13 protein-coding genes and 1 other annotated feature are annotated in these 12,907 nt (G+C 42.1%); of the genes, 7 read left to right on the top strand and 6 right to left on the bottom strand.

Features of this window, described 5'->3' with window-relative positions; all coding sequences use genetic code 11:
* The first annotated feature begins 348 nt into the window (after positions 1–348).
* The 4 genes from NSQ25_RS10905 to NSQ25_RS10890 are packed head-to-tail and all read left to right on the top strand — an operon-like array spanning position 349 to position 3,618.
* Positions 349–1,698 (top strand): radical SAM protein, encoded by a 1,350-nt coding sequence (locus NSQ25_RS10905; protein ID WP_070326522.1) that lies wholly within the window; start codon positions 349–351, stop codon positions 1,696–1,698.
* On the top strand, positions 1,698–2,954 hold the full coding sequence (locus NSQ25_RS10900) for an MFS transporter (RefSeq protein ID WP_326136247.1): 1,257 nt from the start codon (positions 1,698–1,700) through the stop codon (positions 2,952–2,954). The genes NSQ25_RS10905 and NSQ25_RS10900 overlap by 1 nt, the downstream gene beginning before the upstream one ends.
* 19 nt (positions 2,955–2,973) lie before the next feature.
* Positions 2,974–3,462 (top strand): DinB family protein, encoded by a 489-nt coding sequence (locus NSQ25_RS10895; protein ID WP_070326523.1) that lies wholly within the window; start codon positions 2,974–2,976, stop codon positions 3,460–3,462.
* Positions 3,463–3,474: 12 nt separating this feature from the next.
* The gene (locus tag NSQ25_RS10890) at positions 3,475–3,618 is read left to right on the top strand and encodes a hypothetical protein (RefSeq protein WP_155267113.1); all 144 of its coding nucleotides are present in this window, start codon (positions 3,475–3,477) and stop codon (positions 3,616–3,618) included.
* A gap of 50 nt (positions 3,619–3,668) precedes the next feature.
* On the opposite strand, the gene proC is transcribed toward NSQ25_RS10890, so the two are convergent.
* A complete protein-coding gene (gene proC / locus NSQ25_RS10885; RefSeq protein WP_070326524.1) occupies positions 3,669–4,496 on the bottom strand; it encodes a pyrroline-5-carboxylate reductase in 828 nt (275 codons plus the stop codon).
* 41 nt (positions 4,497–4,537) lie between these two features.
* Positions 4,538–4,749, bottom strand: a binding site (T-box leader).
* Between the two features lie 168 nt (positions 4,750–4,917).
* Here proC and NSQ25_RS10880 point away from each other — a divergent pair.
* Both NSQ25_RS10880 and NSQ25_RS10875 read left to right on the top strand, forming a co-directional pair.
* Positions 4,918–5,868: an MBL fold metallo-hydrolase gene (locus NSQ25_RS10880; protein ID WP_034280322.1), complete on the top strand. Its 951-nt coding sequence runs from the start codon at positions 4,918–4,920 to the stop codon at positions 5,866–5,868.
* 12 nt (positions 5,869–5,880) lie between these two features.
* Positions 5,881–6,657 (top strand): SDR family oxidoreductase, encoded by a 777-nt coding sequence (locus tag NSQ25_RS10875; protein WP_034280324.1) that lies wholly within the window; start codon positions 5,881–5,883, stop codon positions 6,655–6,657.
* Between the two features lie 63 nt (positions 6,658–6,720).
* On the opposite strand, the gene NSQ25_RS10870 is transcribed toward NSQ25_RS10875, so the two are convergent.
* Complete coding sequence (locus tag NSQ25_RS10870) at positions 6,721–8,049, bottom strand: CoA-disulfide reductase (RefSeq protein ID WP_034280326.1); 1,329 nt, start codon at positions 8,047–8,049, stop codon at positions 6,721–6,723.
* A 189-nt stretch (positions 8,050–8,238) separates the two neighbouring features.
* On the opposite strand from NSQ25_RS10870, the gene coaA reads away from it, so the two are divergent.
* Positions 8,239–9,198, top strand: coding sequence for a type I pantothenate kinase (gene coaA / locus NSQ25_RS10865; RefSeq protein ID WP_024428044.1), 960 nt, complete (start codon positions 8,239–8,241; stop codon positions 9,196–9,198).
* Positions 9,199–9,231: 33 nt separating this feature from the next.
* Here the strand turns inward: coaA and NSQ25_RS10860 are convergent, their stop codons facing one another.
* The 4 genes from NSQ25_RS10860 to NSQ25_RS10845 form a co-directional block, all read right to left on the bottom strand.
* Positions 9,232–10,467, bottom strand: coding sequence for an MFS transporter (locus tag NSQ25_RS10860; protein WP_024428045.1), 1,236 nt, complete (start codon positions 10,465–10,467; stop codon positions 9,232–9,234).
* Between the two features lie 200 nt (positions 10,468–10,667).
* Positions 10,668–11,012 carry a YolD-like family protein gene (locus tag NSQ25_RS10855; RefSeq protein WP_034280328.1) on the bottom strand — a complete coding sequence of 115 codons (345 nt, stop codon included), beginning with the start codon at positions 11,010–11,012 and terminating at the stop codon, positions 10,668–10,670.
* A gap of 15 nt (positions 11,013–11,027) precedes the next feature.
* A complete protein-coding gene (locus NSQ25_RS10850) occupies positions 11,028–12,260 on the bottom strand; it encodes a DNA polymerase IV (protein WP_046311686.1) in 1,233 nt (410 codons plus the stop codon).
* Between the two features lie 152 nt (positions 12,261–12,412).
* A complete protein-coding gene (locus NSQ25_RS10845; RefSeq protein WP_024422888.1) occupies positions 12,413–12,862 on the bottom strand; it encodes a YfmQ family protein in 450 nt (149 codons plus the stop codon).
* Positions 12,863–12,907 lie beyond the last annotated feature (45 nt).

The following is a 12,907-nucleotide window of genomic DNA, read 5'->3' as shown; positions in this document are numbered from 1 at the left end:
TATCTTAATGATAGGGCTTTTGGTTGTGAATGTTCAGTCTATATTTTCATGGTTATACCAAAAGTTTCATACGTAAATTGTATATAAAACAATAGTCCTTACAAAAAATAGTGAAAATGATTGAAATATTCAGAAAAGTCTATTATAATCAATTATGTAATTAAGTTACAATTTATCTAATTAAAAGGAGGTGATGAAAATGAAGCGTAACGAGTGGATTGCAATCTAATGAATGGAATCAATACTTACTGAAAAGAGTGTTTCGCAGAGAAGTGATTTTCTTAGCTTCTCTGTGAATTTGTATGTGGGATAAAAATAGACGAGAGTTGGGTGAGAGAATTGTCAAATATGAAAAGTTATTATGATGAGCATCCGTCTTTATGGAATTTTCTTTATCCTTTTTTTGGCCAAGCGAGCCAAGAAGGAGCACAATCTCGTGTGACAGAATTCATTCAGAAAGAACGAACATTTCAAAAAGGGAAAAACGCTTTATATTTACATATCCCTTTCTGCGATACGATCTGTTCGTTTTGTCCTTTTATTAAATCTACGAAATATGAGCCCATTATCGGAAAGTATATAGATGCTTTAATCAATGAGATGCGTATCTTATCCCAATCCCCTAATATCCAAAAAATGACGTTTGATGTGGTGTTCGTTGGTGGAGGTACTCCTTCCATAATGCCCCCAGAACTAATCTATCGACTTTCGACCGCTATAAAAGAAAATTTCTCATTATCTGCTGATTATGAATGGACATTTGAATGTGAAGCAAAAACAGCTACACCAGAAAGAGTGGCTGCTATGGCTGAAGGTGGAGCCAACAGAGGGAGCTTTGGTGTCCAAACATTAAATGAATACTATCGGAAAATGTTCAACTTAACGGCTAGTTTTGATCAAATCTCTCAGACTGTGGACTTAATGAAACGTCATTTCCAATCTTATAACATTGATTTGCTTTATCAGCTGCCTGGACAAACGAAAGAAGAGATGATAGAGGACATAAATGGAGTGATGTCATTAGGAAGCACAAGTATTGATACGTATCCACTAGAATATATTGCTTGTTCGAAGGGATGGTTATCAAAAATTAACAAAGGCAAGGTGCCAATGCCGCCAAATCCTAAAGAAAAATTTGAGTTTAGTGATACATTATATCGTCATTTAAAAAAGAATGGCTGGCATCAAAATTATGTGTATACGTTTATGGCTCCAGAGCATCAGAATAAACGTTTTCAATATGGCGAAGTGATTTACGGGGGATATGAAGATCAATATATTGGTTTGGGAACAGGAGCGATCTCCTACATGCAAGGCATGATATGGTCAAATGAAGGAAATACGCAAAAGTATATCGAAAGCCTGACGAATCAAGAATTACCTATTGTTAAATCTAGAGAATATCATGCTTTTGATAGAAGACTCGTCTTCTTCCCTAAAACAATGAAAATAGAAAAAACGCATCTCAATCGAATGCCAAAGCGTGAGGAAATCTATCGTAAACTACAACTGCTCATAATGAAAGGAGTAGTTGAAGAAGCGGAGCAATATTTTGTAATCAAAGAAGAAGCGAAGCCATGGTATCCGGCGATCTTAGTTGATCTTATACCAGAAAAAGAGAGAGAAAATTATGATCAAGCCGTGGAGTTTATGCAAAAAGAGTTAGGCTGGTACGAGTCGACTGAGGTGCTCCTCTAATGGTTTCAAAGAAAGAAACGACATCTCTTTTCAAAGATCAAAATTTTGTCTGTTTCTTTATTGGGCAAAACTTATCTGCTTTTGGAGATTGGTTTAGAACGATAGCGACGATTGGTTTAATTTATGAGCTTACTGGGAAAGCGACCCATCTAAGCATTCTATTTATTTGTTCCATGCTCCCTCTCATTTTAACATCTATGCTTTTGAGCCCAATTATAGATAAGTTTTCTTACAAAAAAGTTGTGATATTCGCAGATGTGGCACGTTTTATCATTGGACTGGGGTTTGTTTTAGTTGTCACAATGAATGTTACACCGTTTATCCTTTATTTATTATTAGCGTTAAATGGTGCTTTCTCTGGTATATATCTGCCTGCTCGTTCATCTATGATACCTGAAATCCTTGATAAGGAGCAGCTTTCTAAGGGGAATAGTATACTGGCCACATCTTTTAGCGCATCGATGCTCATTGCGACAGGATTAGGCGGGTTGGTGACAGAAATTTGGTCAATTTCCACAATTTATTTAGTAGATGCGCTGACATTTTTATTATCAGCTATGCTATTAATTCCAATTAAAGCGAAAGAAGCATCTGAAAAAAAAGAGTATGTGTCATATGTTCAAAGTTTTAAAGAAGGAATTAAAGAAATCAAGGGATCACCCAAAATTCAAAGCGCCATATGGATATTGATGTCAAGAGAGTTTGCTTTAAGCATCGTTTATGTTTTATTTAGTCTGTATATTTTAGAAGTGGCAAGAGAAGGGAATTTTGGCTTGGGGCTTGGTCATACAATTAGTGGACTAGGGCAAATTATCGGTGGACTTACACTTGCAGCGTACTTCAAAAAAGTGAAATTCTCCTTTCAATTTTATAAAAGGTGGTCTACATTAGCGGTTATATTGCTTGCGATATTACATGCATTGTCGTATCAACAAACGACTTTTATTGGATTTTTGATTGTTGTTTTATTAGCCAATCTATTATATAGCCCAATCGAAGTTTTGTATTCTACTAATATTATGACATATGCAAGCAGTCATTTAAGAGCCCGTGTGTTTTCAGCAGGTCTTGCATTATCACGCATATTTTATATTAGTGGGTTTATCCTCATGGCATTTATCGGAGATTTGATTCCTATACATGTCATCGCTATAGGGATGGCAGGGCTTGTGATAGTAGCAGGTTTGATAAACAGCTTACTGCTACTAAAAGGAAAGCATCAAGATAAATCAAAAGTAGAAATGCATTCACTGTAAAGGAGACGTTGATTGCGTAATGGAAACTGGGAAATTAACAAGAACAGACATCATCACATCGCTTCAGGAAAGTATGAGTGAACTAGAGAAGATAGTAAAGGCTTGTGATGATTACACACTGGATCAATCTTTGGGGGAGGGGAAGTGGTCAATTAAGCAACTCGCCGGGCATTTGTATGACACAGAAGAAGTCTGGTCAGAGCGGATAGAGCAAGCGATATCAGATGATCACACGCCCTTTCAATCGTATGATCCTGAAATATACGTGAAAGAAAGAGCGTATGAATGGTATAACGCTGACGATATCAAAGCATTGATCAAACGGATGAAAGAGAGAAGAAACAACACGCTTCGGCTATTAGAAAAAGATATTTGGGCACAATCAGGCCTGCATCCGGAAGAAGGAGTGATGACCGTCCAAATATTAGCTGAAACTATCGCTTTACATGAACAACATCATCTGGATCAAATCAAAGCCATCATGTCAATGAGTGAATCATCTACATGAGGAGGTGCTAAAGTGAAGCATCAAGAATTATTAGTTGATGTGAATTTTTATCAGGCACGTGATTCTTTATTAGAACAAGCCATTTCTAGTAAAGAACAGAAAGAACCGAAGTGTGAATCACGCAATTCACACCCAGTGGCCAGCGAGAAAAAATAGAGGGTCATATGTGAAAAAGCACCTGTCATCAAAACAGGTGCTTTTCAATTTCATTTATACGTGCTTGCTGAAAACATTTCGTTTAATTCTGCTGCGCGTTTAGTAGCTGTTTTGACACAATCGACAACGGCTTCTTCAAATTGATAGGCAGCCAGTGTGTTCAGGCCTGCTTCTGTTGTTCCGCCTTCACTTGTGATTTCTTTGCGCAGTTGGGCCGGCTCTTTTCCGCTGTCTTGAAGCATATTGGCGGCGCCTGCAATCATTTGGCAAATGAGTAATTTCGCAGTTGCTTGGTCCATTCCAAGTTCCGAAGCTCCTCGCTCCATTCCTTCAATCAAATGATAAATGAAGGCTGGGCCGCTGCCTGCGATGGCTGTCACAGCATTTAGCTGCGATTCATCTAATACTGTGACATGCCCGATTGTTTCAAACAGCTCGACGGCTTTTTTCTTTTGCTCCTCTGTCACTTCATGACTTACGGCAATACCTGTTGCTGACTGCTGAATCGCCGCTGATGTATTTGGCATCGCACGAACGACTGCTGTCTTTCCGCCAGCATAGTGTTGAATCGTTTCAATGGAAATACCAGCTAAAATAGAAATGATCAGCTGTCCATGTAAATGAGGCTGGACTTCAGAAATTCCGCTTTCTGCATCCTTCGGTTTTAAGGCAAAAACGAGAATATCCGCTTCTTCATAAATAAAGGACCGAGCGAAATCCGTTTTGACCCCATAACGTACCTGTAATTCTTCTAATCGTTTTTCATTCGTTTTGTTTGTAACAATGATATCTTCATGCGACATCATTCCGCTTTTTAATAAACCTTTGATCATAGACTCTGCCATTGAGCCTGCACCGATAAATCCAATTTTACTCATAAGCTGCTCCTCCTTGTAGAAAATAAAAAAACCTCTCGCCTGAAAAGGACGAAAGGTTTTTCGCGGTACCACCCTCAATTAGCATGCAAACCTGCATACTCAGCTCTAGTCCCTTAACGCGGGAAACGTTTAGGTTTGCCTAACAGCTCAAAGGGCAGGTTCAGCAAATAAGAGGATGGTGAAGTCTTTCAGCCGGCGGACCTCACTCTCTTGCATCGTTATTTTGCTTACTAATCCTTATCATCGCGCATCATATATTTGTTGTTCATTATGCAACGATGGACAAGTTTATGTCAATAGGGCAGTTTAAAAAATTGCCCATCTAAACCGCATGACAGTCTGCCTTTTGCAAGATACAATGAAGTATGAAGGCTTAAGTACCCACAATCATGAGTCAAAAAGCAGGAGATGACGTATAAAAGTGAAAGAAAACATCATTCAATTATCCATCCCGACGCCGTTTGCCGTTGGGGATGTGCATGCATATGTATTAAAAGGAGAGGCCGTCACCTTAGTAGATTGCGGTCCGATGACAGAAGAGGCAGAGCATGCTTTTGTCACGCAATTAAAGGAACATCGTTTATCGATAGACGATATTGATCAAGTGGTGCTGACCCATCATCATGCAGATCATGTCGGTCTGTTAAATCTGATGAAACCTCATGTCCGTGTGATCGGACACCAGCTAAATGAGCCGTATATTAGTCAGGATCCAGTCTTTAAGCAGCGCCAAGTGGACTTTATGATTCCTTTTTTTCAGCAGTTAGGTGTCCCGCTTCGGCAAAATGAGTGTGAAAAAATGGTGAAGCAATCTTATACATATTCTTGTACTTCACATGTAGATGAGATCATTAAAGAAGGTGATCGTTTAAGCGGGCATGAACACTTCCTTGTGATGGAAACACCCGGACACGCACAATCTCATCTTTCTTTTTTAGATGAAAGAACGGGGAATTTTATTGGCGGCGACCTGCTTTTGACGACCATTTCTTCAAATCCGTTAATGGAAGCACCGTATGAAGGCGAGGAACGTCAAAAATCACTGCTTCAATATAAAGCATCACTCAATCGGTTATTGCGTCTGCCAATCAAGACGATTTATCCAGGACACGGTCAGCTCATCACGTCCCACCATGAATTGATTGAAGAAAGATTTAAGAAACAAGAGAAACGAGCAAATACGATGTATCAGCTGCTTAAACAAAAAGAAATGACGGCCTTTCATCTTTGCCGCAAGTTATTTCCAGTGATGTATGAAGAGGCCTTGTTTTTAACGATGTCAGAGACAGTCGGTCAGCTGGATGTGCTCTTAGAGGCTGGGCAAATTGAAGAAATGCCAAAAGACGGAATCGTCTATTACAGAGCAAACTAAGGAGTGAAACGCATGGGGCGATTGACAGGAAAAAGGGTTTGGATTACTGGCGCATCTGGGGGCATTGGTGAAAAAATGGCGTACTTGGCAGCAGAAGAAGGCGCAGAGATCATTATTTCAGCAAGACGAGTGGAAAAGCTTACTAGTGTGAAAGAAAAAATTATGAGTGCTGGCGGGGTGTGTCACATCGCTCAGCTTGATGTCAGCCAGCTTGAGGACATTGATCGCGCGTATGAAGAAGTGGGGCCGGTCGATATTTTGGTCAACAATGCCGGCTTTGGCGTATTCGATCTCGTCGAAGATGCCTCCATAGAGGAAATGGTGTCGATGTTTGAGGTGAATGTGTTTGGCTTAATCGCCTGCACGAAAAAGGTCATCCCTGAGATGAAACAAAGAGGGCAGGGACATATTATCAATATCGCATCCCAGGCAGGAAAGATTGCAACACCCAAATCAGCTATTTATTCCGCATCAAAGCATGCCGTTCTTGGATTTTCAAACAGCCTCAGAATGGAGCTGGCAGACTCAGGCATTCACGTGACGACAGTCAACCCAGGACCAATTGCCACAGACTTCTTTACCATCGCTGACCGCAGCGGTGAATATGTGAAGAACGTTGATTTTATGATGCTGAGTGCGGACAAGGTGGCAGGGAAGGTCGTATCTGCCATGATGACGAAAAAGAGAGAGATTAATCTGCCCGGCTGGATGAACGCTGGCAGCAAATTGTATCAGTTATTCCCATTTTTATTTGAAAAAGCAGCAAGAAAAGCGATGATGAAAAAGTAACAAAAAAGAAACCGGTTTTGAACTGGTTTCTTTTTTTGAGGTAAGGCTTCATTGTGACACTTTCTATATCCGTCTTGCCGCTTGCTGAAGCGGGTCCCATACACTGTTAAAAGGCGGTGCATAGCTAATATCTAAATCTTCAAGATCTGTTATGGTCAGCTCTTGGTAAAGGGCAGCCGCCACGATATCGATCCGTTTATCTACACCGTTTCTGCCGATGATTTGGGCACCAAGCAAGGTACGGTCATCGCTTCTGTAAATCAGTTTCACTTTCATTTTCTGCGCTTCTGGGTAATACTTCGCGTGATCTGTACTATCAATGGTGATGACGGAGAAAGGAATGTCTGCCTCTTTTGCTTCTTTTTCTGATAAGCCTGTTCGTCCCGCTGTCACGTCCATAAATTTCATGACGGCTGTTCCAGTCACGCCTTGAAATGCCCGGTTTGTTCCTGTCATATGAAATCCTGCGATTCTCCCTTGTTTATTCGCAGTTGTGCCAAGCGGAATATAATCCAGTGATTTTTTGATGCGGTGGTAGGTCGCCGCGCAATCACCGGCAGCATAAATGTCTTTTATATTGGTTTGCATGTATTGATTTACTGCAATAGCGCCATTTTGAAGGCGCTTGATTCCGGTATGATGTAAAAAGGAGGTTTGCGGAGTGACGCCGATGGCCATGATGACCATATCTGTTTGAATGGTTTGTTTGTCTGTGATAACAGCTGTGACATGTGACTTGCCTTCTAATTGCTGTACCGTTTCTCCGAGCGATACGTGAATGCCCTTGGCGTCAGCCTCTTCTTTAAGGTGTTTTGCCATATCGGAGTCAAAGCCCGGGCCGAGTGCTGCTCCCCGCTGAATGATATGTACGTTCTTTCCGAGCGCTTTTAAATTTTCAGCCATTTCAAGGCCGATATATCCACCGCCAATGATCGTGACATGTGTGACGTCCTTTTTTAAATGGTCTAAAATGGACAGCGCATGCGGGATGGTTTTTAATACGTGTACGCCTTCTAATGGCTGGCTGTCTAAATCCAGTGTGACAGGGCTTGCTCCTGTCGCAATTAAGAGGCGGTCATAGCTTTCTGTAAAGGGTTCTTTTGTTTTCGTATGATGACCCGACACTGTTTTTTGCTCTGGGTCAATAGAGGTCACTTCGTGTAAGCATCTGGCGTCAATTCCATATTTCTCGCGAAAGGTTTCGGCACTGCGTGCGATCAGCTTTCTGTGATGATCAATGAGACCGCCGATCAAATAGGGGAGTCCGCACTGTCCATATGAGAAAATCTCTCCTTTTTCAAAAGCAACAATGTGTGCATCTGGATCCTCTCTATATATTTGCATAGCGCAGCTCATTCCTGCTGCGTCTCCGCCAATCATCACATATTTCATTTGGTTTGCTCCCTTCTATCTATCGTACTGAATACTCTTATTTACCCTCATATTCCTTTTTTTAATGCTTTTTTTTTGCAAAAGAAGTAAACTTTCGTTGAAAAATAAAGACAGCGCCTTCATTTTAAGCTACAATCGGATTATCGTCTTTTTGGGTTACGAGTTTAGTGAAGATTGGTGGGAAAGACTTTGAGTGACACGAGACTAGATTTTAATACGCTATACACGCGCCATACGAGAGAGGCTTGGGCAGCTCTTGGAGAATATATGCCGGTATCTGTTTCAGAAGAGGAAGCGAGAGCGCTGCAAGGGTTAAATGACTATTTATCGCTGGAAGAAGTTCGAGATATTTACATACCGCTTATTCGTTTTTTGACATTACATGTCTTTGCAGAAAAACAAAAAAACCAGCATGTGAATGCCTTTTTAAACTACCCGCACCATGCCAAAATTCCCTTTTTAATTGGAATTGCTGGAAGTGTAGCTGTCGGGAAAAGCACAACGGCTCGTATCATTGAAACGCTTTTATCGAGGCTTGGAGATGGGCTGAAGGTGAGTCTTGTGACAACAGATGGCTTTTTATATCCTCAAAAAGAATTAAAGGATCGAGGGCTGATGGAAAAGAAGGGCTTCCCGGAAAGCTATGATGTCAAAGCCCTGCTGTCTTTTTTGAATGAATTAAAATCAGGTAAACAAACTGTGCATGCCCCGGTATATTCGCATCTGACCTATGACCGGCTAGAAGGGGTGTATGAAACAGTAGAGGATGCGGATATTGTCATTATTGAAGGAATCAATGTGCTCCAATCACCAGCGCTGGATGATCTGAAGGATGAACCGCGTGTGTTTGTATCAGATTTCTTTGATTTTTCGATTTATGTAGACGCCGCTGAAACGCAAATTCAATCATGGTATAAAGAACGATTTCGTTTGCTAAGGGAAACAGCCTTCCAAGACCCTGAATCCTTCTTTCATCAATATAAAGATTTGACGGATGAAGAGGCAGATCAAATGGCAAGCACGATTTGGAATACCGTGAACCGCCCAAATTTATATCAAAATATTTTACCGACAAAATATCGGGCTGATCTCATTTTGAAAAAAGGGGATCAGCACAAGGTGGAAGAGATCGCCATCCGCCGGGTATAAAGAAAAAACCGCTCAAACGAAAGAGCGGTTTTTTTAATGATCTCCACTTACTTTAACAGCTATGGCTGCTGCCGATCGCTTTTTTAGACGGTAATATCCAATGAGTAAAAATGGAACGCCTGCGATGGTGATCATTGACAAGACCGTAAAAATGGAGAGGGGATGGGCTGCGCCAAAATAGTCAATACACAGTCCGCCGACAAATGGTCCGATGACGCTGCCGAGCTGAGAAAATCCCATCGCCCCAAAGTACGATCCCTTCACTTCAGGCTTTGCAATATTGTCTACAAAAAGATCCATCATCGCAAACAGCAGAACCTCCCCAATCGTAAACACGACAATGATGAAAGCAAGCATGCCGAGACTCTGTGAAAAAGCAATGGCAAACAAACTGCCGGCAAGAAGAATATTCCCGGTGGTCAGCGACAAAATGGTGGAGTAGCGCTTCGCAATCATGATGAGCGGATATTGTACAACAATGACAACCACTGCATTTAAAGATAAAAGATATCCAAACAGTTTAGGACCATCCTCAATCATAGGTGACGCTGATAAGTATTGAGGCAGCGTTGAGCTTAAATGCGAATACCCGAACGAACATAAGGTAACACCGATGAGGATGATGCTAAAGACCGTATCTTTTTGGATAATGGAAAGGGCTTTTTTGACGCTGATTTGTTTCGTACTTTCTGGAGCAGCAACTGGATGCTTCTGAAATTGCCAGGCCAGTGTTAATCCATATAACAAATAAATGAAGGCAGCGACAAGAAATGGAAATGTTGTTTTCGATGATCCTAGATATAAGCCAAGCAGCGGGCCGAAGATCACCCCGATATTAATGGCCGTATACCGTAAATTAAAAACAAACAACCGAATACTTGATGGGGTGACATCGGATAAGAGTGCCTTAGACGTCGGTTCAAACAGTGCCCGGCACAGTCCATTTAAAGCGTTCATGAGAAAGAAGACCCAAATGGCATCTGCAAACGCAAAGCCAACAAAGACAAGTGTCCAGCCGAAGATGGATAGAAGCATGACCTTTTTCCTGCCGATTCGGTCAGAAACATAGCCGCCGTAAAAACTCGCCACGATCCCAATAAGGGAGCTGACGGCAATGATTAACCCAGCTGAAGAAGCTGAAGCCCCTTTGACTTGTGTCAAATAAACGGCCAAAAAAGGAATGCTCATGGACGTCGCCATTCGGCCGAATATGGTGCCGATGATGATCGTCCAACTAAGTGGATGTAAAGTACGTAAGTTATTTTTCATGCTGTTTCTCCCCTGAGTGTTAAGATGTTCCAATCATACATGAAAAATTGTGCAAATTAAATACACAATTTGATGGAGGAGACATCCGCCATAGGACAGAGGAGCCCCAAATAGCTCGCAAATTTGGAGAGCATGTTTTTTTCTGCCGATGCTTCTATGTCTTTTAGATCTTCTGATTCGTATGGTCACTTAAAGACCATTTAATCAAGATCAATCGCGACAATTTGCTGCAAGGACAGGTGGAGAACATCTTCATCATTGACGATTTTTATGCGCCGGGTTTCATAATGAATGGCTTTCACCCAGCCCCAAAACTGCTGTTTCATACCTGCTGCAGCATATGTCACGCAAATCGCTTGATCCTCTGTAATCGACTGTGTGATCAAAAAATTCATTTCCTCTAGCTGATCAGTGCTCAGCGGAGGAGGCGTGTATTCTTTTTTCTTCCGTTTTTGAGCAAGCAGCTGTTCACGGTGCTCTGGGAGCATCATTCGGCTTGATTCCCACATGATGTTGTATCCAGGTGTTAATTTATTGGGATTCATGGCTTTTCGCCTCCGTTATTTGTAATGTCCACCAATTTTTTCGGCGCGGTGATACGCCTGCCCTGCGCTTGTTAGTGACGAGGCGTGCAAGAGTGCAGCAGGTCCATACTTCATATGGATCGCATCAAATACTTTGCTGAGTCTGTCTTTTTTTAAATGGTGATCAAATAAACTCAGCTGATATTGGCTGTCAGGCTGCAGCTGCGAGAGAGTAATACCTACACTGCGAATGGGCTGGCCGTCCCAGTGCTGCTGGCATAGCTGAATAGCTGCTTCTGCAATATCTGTCCCGTACTGTGTGGGTGAATGGAGCTTGATTTGTCGATGAAATCCAGTCGGATGAGAAAAATCAGCGCCTCTTACGCCAACAGACACCGTTTGCCCAACATAATGCTTAAAGCGCGCACGTCTTGCCACTTCTTCACTCAATTCAAGAAGGGCGACTTTGATGTCCTCAAAGGACGCATAATCATGGGGAAGGGTCATATGATGCCCAACCGCTTTTTGCTGATCATGTGTGTGAAGAGTGACCGGGGAAGGGTCGTGGCCTAAAGCAGTTCGCTGCAGAAGCTCCCCGTTGATTCCCCAGCGTTTTTTTAGCCGGTCTAACGGATAAGTAGCAAGCGTCCCAATGGTACTGATGCCCATTCGTTTTAAATGGTGCTCCATTCGTTTGCCGACGCCAAATAGTTTTCCAACCGGAAGCGGCCATAAATCAGCCGCAACCCGGTCTGCACGAAGTTCATAGATGCCAGATGTGTTTTTTTTAGCAAAATGGTCACAGGCCATTTTAGCGAGCACTTTATTAGGACCAATACCAACACGTGCGTAAATGCCCGTCTGGTTCATAATGGTCGTTTGTATATTTTGAGCGATCTCGCGGGGTGAACCGAGTAGTGTCACACTCCCCGTAATATCGAGAAACTGTTCATCAATTGAATAGGGTTCGACAAGATCTGTGTATTGTTCAAGCAGTTCTGTCATCATGACAGAGACATCAAGGTAGCGCTGCATACGTGGACGTACGACGACGGCTTCAGGGCATTTCTCCTTTGCTTCCCATAATCTTGATGCATTTTGTACGCCCCGTTTTTTAGCGAGCGGGCAGGCCGCAAGTACGACCCCGCTCCGCCGCTCGGGATCTCCTGAAACGATGAGCGGCACATCCTTCAAATGGGGAGCCTCCACTTTTTCGACTGACGCATAAAACGACTGCATATCCACAAGCAGAATGGCTCGTTCATTCATGATTTTCACCTCTTAGAACGTATGTTCTGTATACATTTTAACCGCCAGAAGGTGAAATTGATACTGGTAAATCATTCAAAGAGAAGAGTGTAAATCCATACAAAAAAGACGAAGTGTCTCCACTTCGTCTCATCTGGGTAAAATGAGTCATTTTAAGCATGTGCCAAGTTGTTGGATGTTTGGAGCGGCTCAGAACGCAAACGATAGGCCGTTAGTTTTTTCTTAGGCTTATGGGTAAACTGCCGCACCACATCCACGTGGTCATCGTAATGATACAGATAAAGGGTTACATCATGCTTGCCAAGCTTTGTTTGCATGGTAAGCGGCGCCGGTCCTTCCTGTGGATGAAGAAAACGCTCTTCGTCACCAGGGTAAATATAGTAGCGTTCAATAAAGATCGCATCATTAAAATGTTGAATAATTTCAGATGTTTGCTGATCATCGAGTGGACGTCCTTGAAACGTCATCGTTGTTTGATCACTTGTTACTTTTGCATGCACCGCATAACGACTAAAAAGGCGTTCAACAACACCCGAAGGCAGCGAAGTGACAAGCAGCTTTAAAAGACTAAACACAACAAGTGAAGTAACAATCCAAACCAATATCATCATCTCCAATAAACGTTTGTTCCATTTCCTATATGATCC

It is taken from the genome of Bacillus sp. FSL R5-0512 (genome assembly GCF_038593295.1).
Classification (GTDB): Bacteria; Bacillota; Bacilli; order Bacillales; family Bacillaceae; genus Bacillus; species Bacillus safensis.
The sequence above is the reverse complement of the archived record's forward strand: the minus strand, read 5'-3'. Positions and strand labels throughout refer to the sequence as shown.

What these genes read in the sequence shown, in the direction of transcription:
- NSQ25_RS10905 (WP_070326522.1), top strand. Translation starts at nt 349, where the DNA reads ATGAAAAGTTATTATGATGAGCATCCGTCTTTATGGAATTTTCTTTAT.
- NSQ25_RS10900 (WP_326136247.1), top strand. Translation starts at nt 1,698, where the DNA reads ATGGTTTCAAAGAAAGAAACGACATCTCTTTTCAAAGATCAAAATTTT.
- NSQ25_RS10895 (WP_070326523.1), top strand. Translation starts at nt 2,974, where the DNA reads ATGGAAACTGGGAAATTAACAAGAACAGACATCATCACATCGCTTCAG.
- proC (WP_070326524.1), bottom strand. Translation starts at nt 4,496, where the DNA reads ATGAGTAAAATTGGATTTATCGGTGCAGGCTCAATGGCAGAGTCTATG.
- NSQ25_RS10875 (WP_034280324.1), top strand. Translation starts at nt 5,881, where the DNA reads ATGGGGCGATTGACAGGAAAAAGGGTTTGGATTACTGGCGCATCTGGG.
- NSQ25_RS10870 (WP_034280326.1), bottom strand. Translation starts at nt 8,049, where the DNA reads ATGAAATATGTGATGATTGGCGGAGACGCAGCAGGAATGAGCTGCGCT.
- NSQ25_RS10860 (WP_024428045.1), bottom strand. Translation starts at nt 10,467, where the DNA reads ATGAAAAATAACTTACGTACTTTACATCCACTTAGTTGGACGATCATC.
- NSQ25_RS10855 (WP_034280328.1), bottom strand. Translation starts at nt 11,012, where the DNA reads ATGAATCCCAATAAATTAACACCTGGATACAACATCATGTGGGAATCA.
- NSQ25_RS10850 (WP_046311686.1), bottom strand. Translation starts at nt 12,260, where the DNA reads ATGAATGAACGAGCCATTCTGCTTGTGGATATGCAGTCGTTTTATGCG.